The organism is Streptomyces filipinensis (genome assembly GCF_014649495.1).
Lineage (GTDB): Bacteria > Actinomycetota > Actinomycetes > Streptomycetales > Streptomycetaceae > Streptomyces > Streptomyces filipinensis.
Genome location: NZ_BMTD01000004.1, coordinates 120984 through 140432 on the forward strand (window position 1 = coordinate 120984; position 19449 = coordinate 140432).

General features: G+C 72.6%; 16 protein-coding genes and 1 pseudogene. 12 read left to right on the top strand and 5 right to left on the bottom strand.

Annotated elements, in window-relative coordinates; translation table 11 throughout:
- A complete protein-coding gene (locus IE244_RS11495; RefSeq protein WP_373305736.1) occupies positions 1 to 1347 on the top strand; it encodes an MFS transporter in 1347 nt (448 codons plus the stop codon).
- Positions 1348 to 1454: 107 nt separating this feature from the next.
- Here the strand turns inward: IE244_RS11495 and IE244_RS11500 are convergent, their stop codons facing one another.
- Positions 1455 to 1970 carry a GNAT family N-acetyltransferase gene (locus IE244_RS11500; protein WP_191873135.1) on the bottom strand — a complete coding sequence of 172 codons (516 nt, stop codon included), beginning with the start codon at positions 1968 to 1970 and terminating at the stop codon, positions 1455 to 1457.
- A gap of 39 nt (positions 1971 to 2009) precedes the next feature.
- Between IE244_RS11500 and thpR the strand changes: the two genes are divergently transcribed.
- Positions 2010 to 2582: an RNA 2',3'-cyclic phosphodiesterase gene (gene thpR, locus IE244_RS11505; RefSeq protein WP_191873137.1), complete on the top strand. Its 573-nt coding sequence runs from the start codon at positions 2010 to 2012 to the stop codon at positions 2580 to 2582.
- A 218-nt stretch (positions 2583 to 2800) separates the two neighbouring features.
- Here thpR and IE244_RS11510 read toward each other — a convergent pair whose 3' ends face one another.
- The 3 genes from IE244_RS11510 to IE244_RS11520 all read right to left on the bottom strand — a co-directional run bounded on the left by IE244_RS11510 (position 2801) and on the right by IE244_RS11520 (position 5207).
- Entirely contained in the window at positions 2801 to 3802 is a 1002-nt protein-coding gene (locus tag IE244_RS11510) for an aldo/keto reductase (protein WP_191873139.1), read from the bottom strand.
- Between the two features lie 48 nt (positions 3803 to 3850).
- Positions 3851 to 4435: a Uma2 family endonuclease gene (locus IE244_RS11515; RefSeq protein WP_191873141.1), complete on the bottom strand. Its 585-nt coding sequence runs from the start codon at positions 4433 to 4435 to the stop codon at positions 3851 to 3853.
- An 88-nt stretch (positions 4436 to 4523) separates the two neighbouring features.
- Complete coding sequence (locus tag IE244_RS11520; protein WP_191873143.1) at positions 4524 to 5207, bottom strand: GDSL-type esterase/lipase family protein; 684 nt, start codon at positions 5205 to 5207, stop codon at positions 4524 to 4526.
- 111 nt (positions 5208 to 5318) lie between these two features.
- Here IE244_RS11520 and IE244_RS11525 point away from each other — a divergent pair, with 111 nt between their 5' ends.
- Positions 5319 to 6293: a PD40 domain-containing protein gene (locus tag IE244_RS11525; RefSeq protein ID WP_191873145.1), complete on the top strand. Its 975-nt coding sequence runs from the start codon at positions 5319 to 5321 to the stop codon at positions 6291 to 6293.
- A 74-nt stretch (positions 6294 to 6367) separates the two neighbouring features.
- Here the strand turns inward: IE244_RS11525 and serC are convergent, their stop codons facing one another.
- Positions 6368 to 7486: a phosphoserine transaminase gene (serC, locus tag IE244_RS11530; protein WP_191873147.1), complete on the bottom strand. Its 1119-nt coding sequence runs from the start codon at positions 7484 to 7486 to the stop codon at positions 6368 to 6370.
- Between the two features lie 157 nt (positions 7487 to 7643).
- On the opposite strand from serC, the pseudogene IE244_RS11535 reads away from it, so the two are divergent.
- The 9 genes and pseudogenes from IE244_RS11535 (at position 7644) to IE244_RS11570 (ending at position 19444) form a co-directional block, all read left to right on the top strand.
- Positions 7644 to 10599 (top strand): annotated as a pseudogene (locus tag IE244_RS11535) (FAD-binding and (Fe-S)-binding domain-containing protein).
- A gap of 57 nt (positions 10600 to 10656) precedes the next feature.
- On the top strand, positions 10657 to 10857 hold the full coding sequence (locus IE244_RS11540) for an SCO3870 family protein (protein WP_031169284.1): 201 nt from the start codon (positions 10657 to 10659) through the stop codon (positions 10855 to 10857).
- 17 nt (positions 10858 to 10874) lie between these two features.
- Complete coding sequence (locus IE244_RS11545; protein WP_191873150.1) at positions 10875 to 11630, top strand: metallophosphoesterase family protein; 756 nt, start codon at positions 10875 to 10877, stop codon at positions 11628 to 11630.
- A 206-nt stretch (positions 11631 to 11836) separates the two neighbouring features.
- A complete protein-coding gene (locus IE244_RS42755) occupies positions 11837 to 11968 on the top strand; it encodes a hypothetical protein (protein ID WP_268252888.1) in 132 nt (43 codons plus the stop codon).
- A gap of 97 nt (positions 11969 to 12065) precedes the next feature.
- A complete protein-coding gene (locus IE244_RS11550) occupies positions 12066 to 14132 on the top strand; it encodes an ABC transporter ATP-binding protein (protein ID WP_191873151.1) in 2067 nt (688 codons plus the stop codon).
- A 136-nt stretch (positions 14133 to 14268) separates the two neighbouring features.
- Entirely contained in the window at positions 14269 to 15288 is a 1020-nt protein-coding gene (locus IE244_RS11555) for an EamA family transporter (protein WP_229854056.1), read from the top strand.
- Positions 15289 to 15381: 93 nt separating this feature from the next.
- Positions 15382 to 16176, top strand: coding sequence for a TIGR03084 family metal-binding protein (locus IE244_RS11560; RefSeq protein WP_191873155.1), 795 nt, complete (start codon positions 15382 to 15384; stop codon positions 16174 to 16176).
- Positions 16173 to 17849, top strand: coding sequence for an acyclic terpene utilization AtuA family protein (locus IE244_RS11565; protein WP_191873158.1), 1677 nt, complete (start codon positions 16173 to 16175; stop codon positions 17847 to 17849). Before IE244_RS11560 ends, IE244_RS11565 begins: the two co-directional genes overlap by 4 nt.
- Positions 17846 to 19444, top strand: coding sequence for an acyl-CoA carboxylase subunit beta (locus IE244_RS11570; protein WP_191873160.1), 1599 nt, complete (start codon positions 17846 to 17848; stop codon positions 19442 to 19444). Before IE244_RS11565 ends, IE244_RS11570 begins: the two co-directional genes overlap by 4 nt.
- Positions 19445 to 19449 lie beyond the last annotated feature (5 nt).

Sequence of the window (19449 nt, forward strand, 5' to 3'; positions counted from 1 at the left end):
TTGAGTACGGGATCCGGAATACCTTCCGCCCCCGCACCGACCGTCACTAGTGTCCCCACCCCCCGCAAGTCCTCGATGTTCAGCTCGCTGAAGATCAGGAACTACCGCCTCTTCTTCATCGGCCAGGTCGTCTCCAACACAGGCACCTGGATGCAGCGCATCGCCCAGGACTGGCTCGTCCTCAGCCTCACCGGCTCCTCCGCGGCCGTGGGCATCACGACGGCCCTGCAGTTCCTGCCGATGCTCCTGTTCGGCCTCTACGGCGGTGTCCTGGTCGACCGCCTGCCCAAGCGCCCCACGCTGCTGGTCACCCAGGCCGCCATGGCAGTGACCGGCCTGGCGCTCGCCTTCCTCACCCTCTCCGGCCACGTCCAGGTCTGGCACGTCTACGTCGCCGCGTTCGCCGTCGGCCTCGCCACGGTCGTGGACAACCCGGCCCGGCAGTCCTTCGTCTCCGAGATGGTCGGCCCCGGGCAGCTGCAGAACGCGGTCAGCCTGAACTCCGCGAACTTCCAGTCCGCCCGCCTGGTCGGCCCCGCCGTCGCCGGTCTCCTGATCACCGGGGTGGGCACCGGCTGGGCGTTCCTCGCCAACGGCCTGTCGTTCGCCGCGCCCATCGCCGGCCTGCTGCTGATGCGCGCCCGCGACCTGCACGTGGTCGAGCGCGCGCCGAGGGGGAAGGGCCAGCTGCGCGAGGGCCTGCAGTACGTGGCCGGCCGGCCGGAGCTGATCTGGCCGATCGTCCTGGTCGGCTTCATCGGCACCTTCGGCTTCAACTTCCCGGTGTGGCTGTCGGCCTACGCGGACGACGTCTTCCACTCCGGCGCCGGCTCCTACAGCCTCTTCAACACCCTGATGGCCTTCGGCTCCCTGGGCGGCGCGCTGCTGGCCGCCCGGCGTGGCACGGCCCGGCTGCGCATCCTGATCGCCGCCGCGCTGGCCTTCGGCGCGCTGGAGACCGTGGCCGCGCTGGTCCCGTCGTACTGGCTGTTCGCGCTGCTCATGGTCCCGATCGGGGTCTTCGGCCTGACGGTCAACGTCACGGCGAACACCGCGGTCCAGATGGCCACCGACCCGGCCATGCGCGGCCGGGTGATGGCCCTGTTCATGATGGTGTTCATGGGCGGCACGCCGCTGGGCGCGCCGGTCGTCGGCTGGATCACCGACACCTACGGCGCAAGGGCCGGCTTCGCCCTGGGCGGCGTCATCTCCGCCGCCGCGGCCGGGGTGATCGGCCTGGTGCTGGCCCGCATCGGCGGACTGCGGCTCGCGGTGCGCTGGCACCACGGCCATCCGCGGGTCCGCTTCGTGCCGAGGGAGCGGGAGGAGCTGGCGACGGCGGCGTAGGCCACCCGGCCGGGCCGTTCGGGCCGGCGTCGCAGGAGCGATCGCCGGGCGCCGGGTGCGGGTCCGTGGTGGGTTGCTCGCGCGGCTCCCCGCGCCCCTTCGGGGCCCTACAGGACCCGCCGGGCCAGCACCTGGCCCGGCCAGTCGTCCTCGCCGACCGTGAAGGGCTCGGTGCGGGTGAAGCCGTTGTTCTCGTAGTACGCGACCAGCTTGCCGTCGTCGCCCGCGTAGCAGTCCACGCGCAGCAGCGAGATCCCGGCCCGCCGGGTCTCCTCGGCCGCGTGCGCGAGCAGCGCGGCACCGGCACCGAGGCCCCTGAAGCGGCTGTCGGTGGCGAAGAGGTGGATGTACCGCTCGGGCTCGTCGGCGGGCTCCAGGTACGAGCCCGGGGCCTTGCTGAGGGTGAGCGTGGCCGCCGGGGCGCCGTCCACCTCGGCTATGTACGGCGTGCCCGCGCCGGTGATCTGGTGCACCAGCTCCACGGCCCGCTCGTTCGTCGACCAGGGCTCGGTGCCCCACTGACCGGTACGGCCCTGTGAGACGAGCCACTCCACAGCGCTGTCGAGCATGCCGAGGATCAGGGGGGCGTCGGCGGGGCCGCCTGTGCGCAGGGTGATCGTCATGGGCCCATCATGCCGACCGTCGTCTGCGAAGGTGAAGGAATGAGACTCTTCGCCGCGGTGCTCCCGCCGGAGCGCGTCGTCCACGAACTCGCCGCCGAAGTGGCCCGGTTGAAGCGGCTGCCCGATGCGGATCGGCTGCGCTGGACCGGGCGGCCGGGCTGGCACTTCACCCTCGCCTTCTACGGCGAGGTCGCCGACGACCTCGTACCGGACCTGTCGGACCGGCTGGCCCGTGCGGCCCACCGCACGGCCCCCTTCGCCCTGGCCCTGTCCGGCGGCGGCCAGTTCGGGCACGGCAAGGCCCTGTGGACGGGCGCGTCGGGCGAGGTGGAGGCGCTGCGGCTGCTGGCCGACCGGGCGGAGTCGGCGGCGCGCAAGGCGGGCGTGCCGATGGGGGAGCACCGGCGGTACAAGGCCCACCTGACGGTGGCACGCAGCCGGGACTCGGTGGACGTACGGCCGTACGTGGAGGTGCTGCGTGCCTTCGGCGGACGCCCCTGGACCGTGGACGAGCTGGTCCTGGTCCGCAGCCACCTGCCGCGGTCCGGAGTGGCGGGGGAGCAGCCCCGGTACGAGGCGGTTGCCCGCTGGGAGCTCGGCGGGGTTGGTTAGGCTCGGTGGCGTGGACCCGAAAACCCGGAACCGGATCATGGCCGGTGTGCTTGTGCTGATGTTCGTCGTGGTGGCCGTGGCGGCGGCCGTCAAGTAGCGGTGTGACGATGGCGCGGCGGGGAACTGCGGCCGGTACGCCGGGTGTGGGCCCGTCGTGGCCGGTCGCGCAGTTCCCCGCGCCCCTCGGGGGCGCCGCCCTCACGCAGCTGTGAACCGCGTCACCAGGCGAAGGCCTCCGGAGACGGACCCGGCCCCGGGAAGACCTCGTCCAGGCCGGCCAGCAGCTCGTCGCCCAGCTCCAGCTCCACGGCCCTGAGCGCCGACTCCAGCTGCGCGGCGGTGCGCGGGCCGACGATCGGGCCGGTCACGCCGGGCCGGGTCAGCAGCCAGGCCAGGGCCACCTCGCCGGGCTCCAGGCCGTGCTTGCCGACCAGGTCCTCGTACGCCTGGACCTGGGCGCGGGCGGCGGGGTCCTTGAGGGTGTCGGCGGCCCGGCCGGAGGCGCGGCGACCGCCCTCGACCTCCTTCTTGATGATCCCGCCGAGCAGTCCGCCGTGCAGCGGCGACCAGGGGATGACCCCGAGGCCGTAGTCCTGCGCGGCGGGGACGACCTCCATCTCGGCGCGCCGCTCGGCGAGGTTGTACAGGCACTGCTCGCTGACGAGACCGAGGGTGCCGCGCCGGGCGGCGGTCTCGTTCGCCTGGGCGATCTTGTAGCCGGGGAAGTTGGACGAACCGGCGTAGAGGATCTTGCCCTGCTGGACCAGGGTGTCGATCGCCTGCCAGATCTCCTCGAACGGCGTGTTCCGGTCGATGTGGTGGAACTGGTAGAGGTCGATGTGGTCGGTCTGCAGCCGCTTCAGGCTGGCGTCCACGGCCCGGCGGATGTTCAGCGCGGAGAGCCTGTCGTGGTTGGGCCAGGCGGGCTGACCGGGCTGGGCGTCGGTGGCCATGTTGCCGTAGACCTTGGTGGCGAGGACGACCTTGTCGCGGCGCTCGCCGCCCTTGGCGAACCAGTTGCCGATGATGGTCTCGGTCCGGCCCTTGTTCTCCCCCCACCCGTACACGTTGGCGGTGTCGAAGAAGTTGATCCCCGCGTCCAGCGCCGCGTCCATGATCGCGTGGCTGTCGGCCTCGTCGGTCTGCGGCCCGAAGTTCATCGTCCCGAGAACGAGTCGGCTGACCTTGAGTCCCGTGCGTCCTAGCTGCGTGTACTCCATGGTCCTCTAGCCAACGGCTTGAAGTGCGCTCTACGCAAGCGAGTTGGGCTAGTCGCGGGGGAAGTCGCCGGTTTTGAGGGTGAGGCCGAGGGGGGTCGTGGTCATGTCGACATCCGCTCCGAAGGCGACCGTCAGTTCGCTGACGTACTCGCCGTCCTTCGGCTGGCTGCAGAGGTGGCACTTGCCCTGGTAGGGATCGGCGACGAGGTAGACGGGCACCTCGGCGGTGGCGTAGGCCGTCTTCTTGGGGCCGTAGTCGTTGTGTCCCGTGCCCTTGGAGATGACCTCCGCGACGAACGCGACGTCCTCGCAGCGCCAGAGGCCCCCGGGCGTCTTCTCGGCGCCCTCGGCCACGAGTGTGACGTCGGAGCAGAAGCCGTTGAGGTGGCCCGGGTAGTCGATCCGGACGTCCGACTTGACGCGCTTGCGCGGGTACTTGGTGCGCAGCTGCTCATAGATGTCGGCGATGATCTCCCAGCGGGTGTCCCGCTGCGGCGACATGAAGATGGCCCCCTCGACGATGTCGACCTTGTATCCCTCGGGGGTGGTCCGCTCAAGCGACTCGAACAGGTCGTCCAGAGTCAGCTCGCCGCTCTCCTCGGCCATCTCGATCCTGTCTTCAAGGACGGTCATCGTGGCGCTCCTCCCCGGCTGCCCCACGCACGAGTGCAGCCGCGCGGTTCAACGATACGCACGGTGACCGGGGCACGCCGGAATCAGGTCAACCTGTTCCCGCCCCGTACGTCTGTCCGACCCCCCACGCCTCCCACATCGCCCCCGCGAAGGCCTCCGCGATCCGGTGTTCCCCGCTCGCGTTGGGATGCGTGCCGTCGTAGGTGTCGGTGTGGATGTCGTACGACTGGGGCGGCGAGGCCAGCAGGATCGGTGAGCGGGGTTCGTCCAGGTCGGCGACCGTCTTGGCGAGCAGGACGTTGAAGAGGTCCACCTGCTCGGCGAAGGAGGCGTCCGCCTCGGCCCGGATGTTCGGGATGACCGGGAGCAGGACCATGCGGATGCGCGGGGCGGCCTCGCGGGCACCGGTGACGAAGGCGCGCACGTTCTGCGCCGTCTGTTCGGCGTTGGTGTAGAAGCCCAGGTCGATCAGGCCGAGGGAGACCAGGAGGACGTCCGCCCGGTGCCGTCGCAGCGCGTCGCCGATCAGCGGTGCCATGTGCAGCCAGCCCTCGCCCCAGCCCGCCAGGTGGTGGCGCGGGAAGCCGGGATCGGCGTAGGCGTACGACGTGGGGGCGTCGGCCGACTTGTCGTACAGCTCCTCGCGGGGGCCGACGAAGGTGAACGGGCCGCCGTACGTGTCGCGCAGGTGCTGCCACAGACGGTAACGCCATGTGTGCTCGCCGGCGCTCCCGATCGTCATGGAGTCACCTACGGGCATGAACCTGAGCATCCGCTCATGATGGACGATCACGCGGGACGGTGGAATGTGAGGCCCACCACGTCCGACGGGCGCCGAGGAGCGCGCCGGGTGAACCCCCGGAGGGAATGGCAGGCTTGGGGCATGCGTCGATCGTTCGCCGTTCTCGCCGGGGTGCTGCTCACCGGCGCCTGCGCGCTGCCCGCCTCCGCCGCCGACGGGCCCGGCGACCAGGGGTTCACCCTCAAGGACCCGAGGATCACCGAGTCCAGCGGGCTCGCCGCCTCGCATCTCCACCCCGGCGTCTACTGGACGCACAACGACAGCAGCGACGGGCCGTACATCTACGCCGTCGACAGCCGGACCGGGAAGACCGTCGCCCGGATCACCCTGCGCGGCATCGGGTCCCCGCGGGACGTCGAGGCCATCTCGATCGGGCCCCACGACGAGATCTACGTCGGCGACATCGGCGACAACATGGGCGGCAAGTGGCCGTACGTGTGGATCTACCGGCTGCCCGAGCCGAAGGAGCTGAGGGACCAGACGGTCACCGCCACGCAGTACGTCGTGAAGTACGCGAACGGGCCGCGGGACGCCGAGTCGCTGATCGTCCACCCGAAGACCGGGCGGGTCTACATCATCGACAAGAAGGAGGACGGCGGGCACCTGTACGAGGGCCCGGCCGCCCTCTCCACCTCCGGCGCGAACATCTTCCGGCCCGTCGCCCCGGTCGACCTGTGGGCCACCGACGCGGCCTTCTCGCCGGACGGACGGCAGCTCGCCGTGCGCGGGTACCTCGGCGGGATCCTCTACGACTGGAACGGCGGGAGGATCAAGCGCGAGGGCCAGCTGGACGTGCCCCTGCAGGGACAGGGCGAGGGCGTCTCCTACTCGGCCGACGGGACGAGGCTGCTGTACAGCAGCGAGGGGGCGGACAGCGAGGTCGTGGCGAAGGACGCGCCGGACCGCCCCGCCGCCAAGTCGCCCTCTTCCGGCACCGGTTCGCGGAGCGGGAGCAGCTACGGCAGCGGCGGCTACGGCCTGAAGACCGGTGCCGTCGTCGTCGCCGTCGCTGTGGCCGCCCTGTTCGGGTTGCGGCGGCTGCGGCGCGGGAGCTGAGCCATACGAAGGGCGCCCGGTGTCCACCGGGCGCCCCTTGTCGTCTTACGCGGGAGGTCGTCTTCCGCGGGAGGTCAGAGCCGCTCGATCACGTGGTCGACGCACTTCGTCAGCGCCTCGACGTCCGCCGGGTCGATCGCCGGGAACATGGCGATGCGCAGCTGGTTGCGGCCGAGCTTGCGGTACGGCTCGGTGTCCACGATGCCGTTGGCGCGCAGCACCTTGGCGACCGCGGCCGCGTCGATCTCGTCCGAGAAGTCGATCGTGCCGATGACCTGCGAGCGCTTGGCCGGGTCGGTGACGAACGGGGTGGCGTACTTGGACTCCTCCGCCCAGGAGTACAGGCGGGTCGAGGAGTCCTTGGTGCGGGCCGTGGACCAGGCGAGGCCGCCCTGGCCGTTGAGCCACTTCAGCTGCTCGTTGAGCAGGAACAGGGTGGCGAGCGCCGGGGTGTTGTACGTCTGGTTCTTGCGGGAGTTGTCGATCGCCGTGGGGAGGCTGAAGAACTCCGGGACGTGGCGGCCGGAGGCGTGGACGCGCTCGGCGCGCTCGATCGCGGCCGGGGAGAAGACGCCGATCCACAGGCCGCCGTCGGAGGCGAAGGACTTCTGCGGGGCGAAGTAGTAGACGTCGGTCTCGGCGACGTCGACCGGGAGGCCGCCCGCGCCGGAGGTGGCGTCCACCAGGACGAGCGCGCCCTCGTCGGCGCCGGCCACGCGCTTGATCGGCATGGCGACACCGGTGGAGGTCTCGTTGTGGGTGAAGGCGTACACGTCCACGCCCGCCTCGGCCCGGGCCTCGGGGTGGGTGCCGGGGTCGGCGGCGACGACGGTCGGCTCGGCCAGCCAGGGCGCCAGCTTGGCGGCCTTGGCGAACTTGGACGAGAACTCGCCGAAGCTCAGGTGCTGGGACTTGTTCTCGATCAGACCGTGGGTGGCGATGTCCCAGAAGGCGGTCGAGCCGCCGTTGCCGAGGACCACCTCGTAGCCCTCGGGGAGCGAGAACAGGGAGCCGATGCCTTCGCGGACCTCGCCCACCAGGTTCTTGACCGGGGCCTGGCGGTGGGAGGTGCCGAGCAGGGAGCTGCCGGTGGCGGCGAGCGCCTCAAGTGCCTCGGTACGCACCTTGGAGGGGCCCGCGCCGAAGCGTCCGTCGGCGGGCTTGATGTCAGCGGGAATCTGGATGTCGGCCACGGTTCGGAGGGTATCCCGCGGGGCGAAACCGGGCGTAGCCGTGTCCGTCGGATGAGACAAGATCGTCAAAGCCTGGACTTGTGAAGTAGTACGACGATATGGGCGGGGCTGTGGAAAACTTTCGGTGACGGTCCGTGAGCGGATGCATCCTGGACGCATGACGGATCACTCGGGTCTGCGGGCGGAGCTGCGCGGGGTCGTCCGGGGCGAGGTCGGTTTCGACGTCACCTCCCGGGCGCTGGTCACCATGGACGCGTCCAACTACCGGCGGGTCCCGCTGGGCGTCGTGGCGCCGAGAGACGCCGACGACGTGGCCGCCGTGCTGGAGGTCTGCCGGGCGCATGGGGTGCCGGTGGTGGCGCGCGGCGGCGGCACGTCCATCGCGGGGCAGGCGACCGGTGCGGGCGTGGTGCTGGACTTCACCCGGCACATGAACGGCCTGCTGGAGCTGGACCCGGTCACCCGTACGGCCGTCGTCCAGCCGGGGCTCGTCCTGGACCGCCTCCAGGAGGCCGCGGCCCCGCACGGCCTGCGCTTCGGTCCCGACCCGTCCACGCACAGCCGGTGCACGCTCGGCGGGATGATCGGCAACAACTCCTGCGGCGCGCACTCGGTGGCCTGGGGGACCACCGCGGACAGCGTGCGCGAGCTGTCCGTCCTCACCGCGCGCGGGCAGCGGCTGCGGCTCGGCCGGGACTGGGCCGGGGCGCCCGAGGGGCTGCGGGAGCTGACGGAGGGCGAACTGGCCCGCCTGCGCACCGGCTTCCCGGACCTGCCCCGCCGCATCTCCGGGTACGCGCTGGACGCACTGCTGCCCGAGAGGGGCGCCGACGTCGCCCGCTCCTTCTGCGGTTCGGAGGGCACCCTCGGCATCCTCACCGAAGCGGTCGTGCGGCTCGTCCCGGCCCCCCGCGCCCATGCCCTCGCCGTGCTGGGGTACGGCGACGAGAGCGCCGCCGCCGAGGCCGCCGCCGGCCTGCTGCCGTACGGCCCGCTGACGGTGGAGGGCATGGCCGCCGACCTGGTGCGCGCCCCGGCCGGACTGCCCGAGGGGGGCGCCTGGCTGTTCGTGGAGACCGGCGGGGAGTCGGCGGCCGAGGCGGGCGCGCGTGCGCGGGAGATCGTCCGCGCGGCCGACGTGTCCGACTCCCTGGTGGTGACGGAGCCCGCCGCCCAGCGTGCCCTGTGGCGCATCCGCGAGGACGCGAGCGGCACGGCCACCCGCATGCCGGACGGCAGCGAGGCCTGGCCCGGCTGGGAGGACTGCGCGGTGCCGCCCGCCCGGCTCGGCGGCTATCTGCGCGACTTCCGCGCCCTGCTCACCGCCCACGGCCTGCGCGGTACGCCGTACGGCCACTTCGGCGACGGCTGCATCCACGTCCGTATCGACTTCGACCTGCTCACCGAGGCCGGCGTCGGCCGCTTCCGCCGCTTCTCCGAGGACCTGGCCGACCTGGTGGTGGAGCACGGCGGCTCGCTGTCCGGGGAACACGGGGACGGACAGGCCCGCGCGGAGCTGCTGCCACGCATGTACGGCGCCGAGACGGTGCGGCTGTTCGAGCGGGCCAAGGCGGTCTGGGACCCCGACGACCTGCTCAACCCCGGCATGCTGGTCCGTCCCGCCCCGCTCGACACGGGCCTGCGCTTCTCCGTGCTGCCGCGCAGGCCCGTCGACGTGGCCTTCGGCTACCCCGCCGACGACGGCGACTTCCGCGCCGCCGTCCGCCGCTGCGTCGGCGTCGCCAAGTGCCGGACGACCACGGCGGCCGGCCCCGCCGTGATGTGCCCGTCCTTCCGGGTGACCGGCGAGGAGGAGCACTCCACCCGCGGCCGGGCCCGGCTGCTGCACGAGATGCTGGCCGGCGAACTGGTCACCGACGGCTGGCGGTCCACAGAGGTCCGCGACGCCCTGGACCTGTGCCTGTCCTGCAAGGGCTGCCGCTCCGACTGCCCGGTCGGCGTCGACATGGCCACCTACAAGGCCGAGTTCCTGCACCACCACTACGCCGGCCGCCGCCGGCCCGCCGCCCACCTCAGCATGGGCCGGCTGCCGCAGTGGCTGCGCTGGGTGGCCCGCACGCACACGGCCCCGCTGCTCAACGCCCTCGCCGCGGTGGGGCCGTTGGCCGGTGCCGGCAAGCGCCTGGCCGGGGTCGCCGCCGAGCGGCGGATTCCCCGGCTGGCGAGGCGGACCTTCACCGGCTGGTGGCGCACGAGGAAACCGGCCCCGGGCCCCCGGGGAGCCGGCATCGGGCGGCCCGGGCGACCTGGTCGTGCTGTGGCCGGACACCTTCACCGAGCATCTGTCCCCCTCCGTCGGCCGGGCCGCCGTCCGGGTGCTGGAGGCCGCCGGGCTGCGCGTCGCCCTGCCGCCGACGCTGCTGCCGCGCGGGGGACGGATCGGTGACGGCCGGGCCGGACCGGCCACCGCGCTGCTCGCCGCCCGCCGGGCCCGGGTCTGCTGCGGCCTCACCTACCTCTCCACCGGCCAGCTCGACCGCGCCCGCACGGTCCTGCGCCGCACGCTGGACCTGATGGAACCGGTGCTGCGGGCCGGAGCCCCGGTCGTCGTCCTGGAACCGAGCTGCGCGGCGGCCCTGCGCACCGACCTGCCCGAGCTGCTGCACGACGACCCGCGTGCCGCCCGGCTGGCCTCGGCCGTCACCACCTTCGCCGAGGCCCTGGAGCGGCACGCCCCGCACTGGACTCCGCCGGCCGTGGACCGCCCGGTCGCCGGCCAGACCCACTGCCACCAGCACGCGGTGCTCGGCGACACCCCCGACCGGCGGCTGCGCGAGGCCGCGGGCCTCACCGGCGAGCTGAGCGGCGGCTGCTGCGGCCTCGCGGGCAACTTCGGCTTCGAGAAAGGCCACTTCGAGGTGTCGAGGGCCTGCGCGGAGGAACAGCTCCTCCCCGCCGTCCGCGAAGCACCCGAGCGAGCGGTGGTCCTGGCCGACGGCTTCTCCTGCCGCACCCAGCTGGAACAGCTGGCCGGGGTGCGGGGCAGGCATCTGGCGGAGGTGCTGGCGCAGGCGTTGGACGAAGAGGGGGCGAGGAGAGGGAGAAGGAAGAGGGGAGTTGAGGGGAAACCGGGTACGCACAAGGGCAGTTGACAGCGGATCCGTAGACTCGAAAGTGACCAGTCGCCTCACATCTCGGAGGAACCCCCCATGACGAAGGCACCGTTCGCCTCCCTGTCCGCCGCGATCGCGGCGCTCGGCACGGCTCTCGCGTTCCTCGCGGTCCAGCTCCGCACGGACGGATACGAGCCGTACGTCGAATCCGTGGCCACCGCCAGCGTCGTCATGTTCGTCACCGCGGCGCTCGTGGTGGTGACGTGGGTCCGTGCCGGCCGACGGCACTCGAACTGAACACCGCGGAACCGGGGGTGGAGCACACCCGCCTGGCGGTCCTCTCCGACATCCACGGAGTACTGCCCGCCCTGGAGGCAGTCCTCGCCGAGCCGGAGGTGGCCGCCGCCGACCGCATCGTCGTCACCGGCGACATCGCGGCGGGGCCCCAGCCGGTGGAGGTACTGGACCTGCTGCGGGAGCAGGGCGACCGGGTGCTGTGGCTCGCGGGGAACGCCGACCGGGAGCTCGTGGAGTACCGGCGCGGGCAGCGCACGGACATCCCCGACCCCATCGGCCCCTTCGCGGCCCGGGCGCTCCGCGACGACCAGGTCGGCTTCCTGGAGGCCCTCCCGAAGACCCTCACCCTGCGCGTCCGCGGCCTCGGCACGGTCCTGTTCTGCCATGCCACCCCGCGCGACGACGAGGAACTGGTCCTGGTGGACTCCCGGCCGGCCCGCTGGTCGGAGGTCCTGGGCGGCCTGGCGTCCGGCATCGGCACGGTCGTCTGCGGCCACACACACATGCCCTACGTCCGCCTGGCCCACGGCCGCCTGGTCGTCAACCCGGGCAGCGTCGGCATGCCCTACGGCCGCCCCGGCGCCCACTGGTGCCTCCTCGGCCCCGGCACCGACCTGCGCGTGACGCCGTACGACATCCCGGCGGCCGTCGCCCGGCTCACCGCCGCGTGCGCCTACCCGGACATCGCCGCGTGGGCGGACTACCACCTCCACGCCCGTGCGACGGACACGGAGGTGCTGGCCGCGTGGGGGCCGAAGGCCGGGAGCTCATAAGGCTGCTCTCAGGTTCGCAAGGGTTCGTAAGGGAATTCTCAGCTTCGAGCGGGTCCCTCAGGAACCGCAAAGGTATTCCAAGGTACTCACAGCCCCCCTTTGCCGATTTTGCCGTTCCGACTCCTGAGCGGCGTGTAAGTTCTTCGGTGTCGGGTTCCGGACGCGGAATTCAGCATCACACGTACAGTGCGAAATCAGGAGTCGGAATGAGCCTCAAGAAGCTGGCCCCGCTGCCCCCCAAGCCGAAGAAGCAGCTCCCGCCGCCGCCCCCGCCGAAGCCCAAGAAGAAGCACGCGCCGAAGCCGCTGCCCAAGCCGCTGCCCGGCCAGGACCGCTGAGCCGGCTGAACGCGCGGTGAATTAAAAGGGGGCCGATGGTGCACCGCCGGCCCCTTTTTCTTTTTCGTTCGGGACGGCGATTCGAAAGGGGAATCCGATGGGCGACGAGGACGACGAGTTCGAGTGCGAGACCCCCACCATTCCCGCCCGGACGGCATTCCGCCGTTTCTGGCCGCTGACGAAGGGGCTCAGGAGATGGCTGCTCCTCGTCTGGCTGTGCACGGTGCTCGCCGCGCTCGCCGAGACCGAGGCCATCCTGCTGTTCGGTGACCTCACCGACCACGCCCTGCAGAAGGGCTCGCCGGCCGCGTTCTGGAGCCCGGCGCTGAAGTGGCTGGGCATCGCGGTGCTCGGCGCGCTCGTCGCGTACGCCGGCAACTCCCTCGCCGCCTGGGCGACCGAGCGGTTCGTGATGCGGCTGCGCGAGCACGTCTTCGACCACGTCCAGCAACTGCCCCCGCACTTCTTCCAGCGTCACCGCCAGGGCGATCTGCTCTCCCGGCTGACCAGTGACGTGGAAGCGATCGAGACGATGGTCGTGTCCGGCCTGGTGGGCGCCGCCTCGGCGGCCTTCTCCGCCCTCTTCTACGCGGCCGCCGCGTTCTGGCTGCGCTGGGACCTGGCCGCCGCCACCTTCGTCCTCGCGCCCCTGTTCTGGCTGGCCGCCCGCCGCTTCTCCGGTTCCATCAAGGACGTCTCCCGCGAGGGCCGGGTCGCCGACGGCGCGATCACCTCCGTGGTGGAGGAGGCCCTCGGCACCATCGTGCTGACCCAGGCCTACGACCGCCGCGACGCCGAACGCCGCCGGCTGCACGAGGAGGCCACCGCCTGGTTCCGCGCCTCGGTCCGCTCCGCCCGCCTGAACGAGGCCTACGAGCAGCTCGTCCAGGTCATCGAGACGGTGTGCGTGCTCGCCGTGATCGGCATCGGCGCCTGGGAGATCTCCACCGGCCGGATGACCCTCGGTGAGCTCCTCGCCTTCGCCGCGTTCCTCGGCTACCTCTACCCGCCGGTGCGCGGCCTCGCCCAGCTGGGCCTCACCGTCACCGCCGCCACGGCGGGCGCCGAGCGGCTCATCGAGATCCTGGACGCCGGACCGTCGGTCACCGACCCCCGGCACCCGGCCGACACCGGCCGCCCGGACGGAACCGTCGAGGTCCGGGACGTGACCTTCCGCTACCCGGGCGCCGACGACACCGCCCTCGAAGGCCTGTCCTTCGCGGTGCGCCCCGGCGAGCTGGTGATCGTCACCGGCCCGAGCGGCGCGGGCAAGTCCACGGTGTCCAAGCTGCTGCTGCGCTTCTACGACCCGGACGCGGGCGACGTCCTGCTGGACGGCACCCCGCTGCGCGACTTCCCGCTGGCGCGCCTGCGGGAGTACGTCACCCTGCTCCCCCAGGAGACCCTGGTGCTGCACGACACGGTGCGCGCCAACATCGCCTGCGGCCGGCCCGGCGCCAGCGACCAGGCCATCGAGGAGGCGGCGAGGGCGGCGGACGCCCACGACTTCATCGTCCGGTTGCCCGACGGCTACGACACGCCGGTGGACTCCCACTCGGCCCGTCTGTCCGGCGGTCAGCTCCAGCGTCTGGCCATCGCCCGCGCCATCCTCCGCGACGCCCCGGTCCTGGTCCTGGACGAGCCCACGACCGGCCTGGACGCGATGGCCGCCCGCCGCGTGGTGAAGCCCCTGCGCCGCCTGATGGCCGGCCGTACGACGATCATGATCACGCACGACCTCAACCTCGCCCCCGACGCCGACCGCATCCTCGTCGTCGACCGGGGCCGGGTCGTGGAGACCGGCCGGCATGACGAGCTGCTCGCCCGGGGCGGGGCGTACGCGCGGCTGCACCGCTCGCAAAACGGCGCGGTGATGGACACCGGCGAACTGCGCATGCCGCTGTGGGAGGACCAGCGGGCACGGCAGCCGGATCACACCCCTCGGTACGGGCAGCCGGAGCACCCGGACCAGCATGGGCAGCCGGCTCCGACGTACCCGCATGGGCAGCCGACCCAGACGTACCCGCACGGGCAGGGATTCGAGGCGTACGCCCCCGCCGGGGCCTGGGCCCAGCCCGGCTGCGAGCCGTGCGGAAACATGCCGGCGTACCTGCCCGACGGCCGCCCCCTCTTCCGTGAGGAGCAGGCCTGGCCGGGCAGTTGACGGGGCGTCCGGCCGCCGACGGGATCCCACCATCCGGGACAGTGCCGTAAAGGGTTCACGCTCCTGTCGAAGTCCACTACCCTGGACCTGGCAGTACATCGCGATGAACGAACTCGATCAAGCACCAGGACCGCCCGTGACCGCCACCTCCAGCACCGCCACGCAGACCCCGGTCGCCCCCGTCCAGGGGCCGCGCCGCCTCGGCTCGCTGGGCCCGGTGGGCCTCGTCCTGGCCGGCGGAGTCTCGGTCCAGTTCGGCGGCGCCCTCGCGGTGACGCTGATGCCCCGGGCCGGCGCACCCGGCGTCGTCACCCTGCGCCTCCTCGCGGCGGCGCTGGTCCTCCTCCTGGTCTGCCGCCCCCGGCTGCGCGGCCACTCCCGCACCGACTGGGGCACGGTGGTCGCCTTCGGTATCGCCATGGGCGCGATGAACGGCCTCTTCTACGAGGCGGTCGCCCGTATCCCGCTGGGCCCGGCGGTCACCCTGGAGGTCCTCGGCCCGCTGGCCCTGTCCGTCCTGGCCTCCCGCCGCGCGATCAACGCCGTGTGGGCGGGCCTGGCCCTGCTCGGTGTGTTCCTGCTGGGCGGCGGAGGCTTCGACACCCTCGACCCCATAGGTGTCGCTTTTGCCCTGGGGGCCGGTGCCATGTGGGCGATCTATATCCTCTTCAGCGCCCGCACGGGCCGCCGCTTCCCCCAGGCGGACGGTCTGGCCCTCGCCATGGCCGTAGCGGCCGTTCTCTTCCTTCCGATCGGTGTGGCCTCGGCGGGCACCCGTCTGCTGAACCCCACCACGATCGCCCTCGGCGCGGCCGTGGCCCTGCTGTCCTCGGTCCTGCCCTACACCCTGGAACTGCTCGCCCTGCGCCGCCTGCCCGCCTCCACCTTCGCCATCCTGATGAGTCTCGAACCGGCGATCGCGGCAACGGCCGGTTTCCTCATCCTCGGCCAGTCCCTGTCCCTGCGGGAGGCGGGCGCGATCGCCCTGGTCATCGCGGCGAGCATCGGCGCGGTCCGCACCCAGGTCGGCCGGTCGAAGAGTCAGGCGGCGAGCGATGCGGGGGGCCGCGCGGGGAGCCAGGCGGAGAGTCGGGCAGGGAGTCGCGCTGAGAGTCACGCGGGGAGTCAGGTGGCGAGCTCCCCTCACGGGGCATAGGCGCCGGCACGCGCAGGGGAGCCGGCCCTGCGGCCGGAACAAATTCATGCAAGCACGCTTGATTGTTTCTGAGCCCGCTGCCATGCTCCCCTCATGGCCGACCCGACGCCCGTCATCGACGACCTGCGTGCGGAGAGCGAGGAACTCGACCGGCTCACCGCCGAGTTGACCCCCGCGCAGTGGGCGCTCCCCACTCCCGCGCCCGGGTGGACCCTCGCCCACCAGATCGCCCACCTCGCCTGGACCGACCGCTCGGCGCTGCTGGCCGTCACCGATGCGGACGCCTTCCAGGCGCTGGTCGAGAAGGCGCTCACCGCTCCCGGCTCGTTCGTGGACCAGGGCGCGGAGGAAGGCGCCCGTCTGGCGCCCGCCGAACTGCTGGCGGGATGGCGGGAAGGGCGTGACGCGCTCGACCGGGCGCTGCGTGCGGCTCCACCCGGCTCCCGTTTCCCCTGGTACGGCCCGCCCATGTCGGCCGCCTCGATGGCCACGGCCCGTCTTATGGAGACCTGGGCCCATGGGCTGGACATCGCCGAGGCGCTGGGTGTGGTCCGCCCACCCGGCGATCGGCTCAGGCATGTGGCCCGGCTCGGGGTGCGGACCCGCGACTTCGCCCACACCGTCCACGGGCTCACCCCGCCCGCCGACGAGTTCCGCGTGGAACTGACCGCGCCCTCCGGCGAGGTGTGGACATACGGCCCCGAAGACGCCCCGCAACGCGTCACCGGCCCCGTCCTCGACTTCTGCCTCCTCGTCACCCAGCGCGCCCACCGCACCGACCTCGCCCTGACCGCCGTGGGCCCGGACGCCGACCGCTGGCTGGACATCGCGCAGGCGTTCGCGGGCCCGCCCGGTACCGGCCGCCCGCCGAAGGGGGCTCCGGCGTGACCGTGCTGCGCGTCGGCAACTTCTCCGGCTTCTACGGCGACCGCGCGGCCGCCCTGCGCGAGATGCTCACCGGCGGCGAGGTGGACGTCCTCACCGGCGACTACCTCGCCGAACTCACCATGCTGATCCTCGCCCGCGACCGGTTGAAGGACCCGTCCGCCGGATACGCCCGCACCTTCCTGCGCCAGCTGGAGGACTGCCTCGGCCTCGCCCGCGAGCGCGGGGTGAAGATCGTCGTCAACGCGGGCGGCCTCAATCCGGCCGGACTCGCCGAGGCGACCCGGGAACTGGCCGGCCGGCTCGGCATCCCGGCCGCCGTCGCGCACGTCGAGGGCGACGACCTGACCGCCCGCCACCCCGGCGCCCTCGCCGCCCACGCCTACCTCGGCGGCTTCGGCATCGCCGAGTGCCTGCGGGCCGGCGCGGACATCGTCGTCACCGGGCGGGTGACCGACGCGGCCCTCGTCACCGGGCCCGCCGCCGCCCACTTCGGCTGGCGGCCGGGGGAGTACGACCGGCTCGCGGGCGCCGTCGTCGCCGGGCACGTGCTGGAGTGCGGCACGCAGGCCACCGGCGGGAACTACGCGTTCTTCCGGGAGGGGGACGTACGCCGGCCCGGCTTCCCGCTCGCCGAGATCCACGCCGACGGCAGCAGTGTCGTCACCAAGCACCCCGGCACCGGCGGCCTGGTCGACGTCGGCACGGTCACCGCCCAGCTGCTGTACGAGACCGGCGGCGGCCGGTACGCCGGGCCCGATGTCACCGCCCGGCTGGACACCGCCCGGCTGAGCCAGGACGGCCCGGACCGGGTGCGGATCGAGGGTGTGCGGGGGGAGGCGCCGCCGCCGACGCTCAAGGCCGGGCTCAACCGGCTCGGCGGCTTCCGCAACGAGGTCGCCTTCGTCCTCACCGGACTCGACATCGAGGCCAAGGCGGACCTGGTGCGCGAGCAGCTCACCGACGCGCTCGCCAAGTCCCCGCCGGCCGAGGTGCGTTGGGAACTGGTCCGCACCGACCGGGCGGACGCCGGCACCGAGGAGACGGCGAGCGCCCTGCTGCGGCTCGTCGTACGGGATCCGGACGAGCGGGTCGTCGGCCGGGCGCTGAGCGGGGCCGCGGTGGAGCTGGCGCTGGCCAGCTACCCGGGCTTCCATGTGCTGTCCCCACCCGAAAAGGGCACCCCTTACGGGGTCTTCGAGGATGTGGCCGTCGCCCATGGCGCCGTAGACCACACGGCCGTTCTCCCCGACGGACGCCGTGTTCCCGTGCCGCCGCCCCGGGAAACCCGGCCGCTGAGCGACGTACCGCCCCCACCCCTGCCCCCGCCGCTGCCGGCCGGTCCGACCCGGCGTGCGCCGCTCGGCCTGGTCGCCGGCGCCCGCAGCGGGGACAAGGGCGGGAACGCCAACGTCGGCGTCTGGGCCCGCACCGAGGACGCCTGGCGGTGGCTCGCGCACGAGCTGACCGCCGAAAGGTTCCAGCAGCTGATCCCCGAGAGCCGCGACCTGCCCGTCACCCGGCACGTGCTGCCGAACCTGCGCGCGGTCAACTTCGTCGTCGAGGGCATCCTCGGCGCGGGTGTCGCCGCCCGCCACCGCTTCGACCCGCAGGCCAAGGCCCTCGGCGAATGGCTGCGCTCCCGCCACCTGGACATCCCGGAGACCCTCCTGTGACGGTTCTCAAGACAGCGCTGGACCCCGCCGGCCCCGATCACCGGGCCCACCGCGAGGCCATGCTCGCCAAGCTCGCCGACCTCGACGCCGAGCACGCCAAGGCGCTCGCGGGCGGCGGCGAGAAGTACGTCGCACGGCACCGGGAGCGCGGCAAGCTGCTCGCCCGCGAACGCATCGAACTGCTCCTCGACCCCGACACCCCGTTCCTGGAGCTGTCCCCGCTCGCCGCCTGGGGCAGCGACTACACCGTCGGCGCCTCCCTGGTCACCGGCATCGGCGTGGTCGAGGGCGTGGAGTGCCTGATCACCGCCAACGACCCGACCGTGCGCGGCGGCGCGAGCAACCCGTGGAGCCTGAAGAAGGCCCTGCGCGCCAACGACATCGCCCTCGCCAACCGGCTGCCCTGCATCAGCCTGGTGGAGTCGGGCGGTGCGGACCTGCCGTCGCAGAAGGAGATCTTCATTCCCGGCGGCGCGATCTTCCGCGACCTCACCCGGCTGTCGGCGGCCGGGATTCCCACGATCGCGGTCGTCTTCGGCAACTCCACGGCCGGGGGCGCCTACGTCCCGGGCATGTCCGACCACGTGATCATGGTCAAGGAGCGGGCGAAGGTCTTCCTCGGCGGGCCGCCGCTGGTGAAGATGGCCACCGGCGAGGAGAGCGACGACGAGTCCCTCGGCGGCGCCGAGATGCACGCGCGCGTGTCCGGCCTCGCCGACCACTTCGCCGTCGACGAGCCGGACGCGTTGCGCCGGGCCCGCCGGGTGGTCGCCCGCCTCAACCACCGCAAGGCGTACCCGGACCCCGGACCCGCCGAGCCGCCCCGGTACGACCCGGAGGAGCTGCTGGGCATCGTCCCCGGCGACCTCAGGACGCCCTTCGACCCGCGCGAGGTCATCGCCCGGATCGTGGACGCCTCCGACTTCGACGAGTTCAAGCCGCTGTACGGCACGAGTCTGGTGACCGGCTGGGCGAGCCTGCACGGCTACCCGGTCGGGATCCTGGCCAACGCCCAGGGCGTCCTGTTCAGCGCCGAGTCGCAGAAGGCGGCCCAGTTCATCCAGCTCGCCAACCAGCGCGACATCCCGCTGCTCTTCCTGCACAACACCACCGGCTACATGGTCGGCAAGGAGTACGAGCAGGGCGGGATCATCAAACACGGCGCGATGATGATCAACGCGGTGAGCAACAGCAAGGTCCCGCATCTGTCCGTGCTCATGGGGGCGTCGTACGGCGCCGGGCACTACGGCATGTGCGGACGGGCGTACGACCCCCGGTTCCTGTTCGCCTGGCCCAGCGCCAAGTCCGCCGTCATGGGCCCGCAGCAGCTCGCCGGCGTGCTGTCGATCGTCGCCCGCCAGTCGGCCGAGGCGAAGGGGCAGCCGTACGACGAGGACGCGGACGCCGCCCTGCGCGCCATGGTGGAGCGGCAGATCGAGTCCGAGTCGCTGCCGATGTTCCTGTCCGGGCGGCTGTACGACGACGGTGTCATCGACCCGCGCGACACCCGCACCGTCCTCGGCCTGTGCCTGTCCGCCGTGCACACCGCGCCCTACGAGGGCGCGCGCGGCGGCTTCGGCGTCTTCCGGATGTGAGGGAC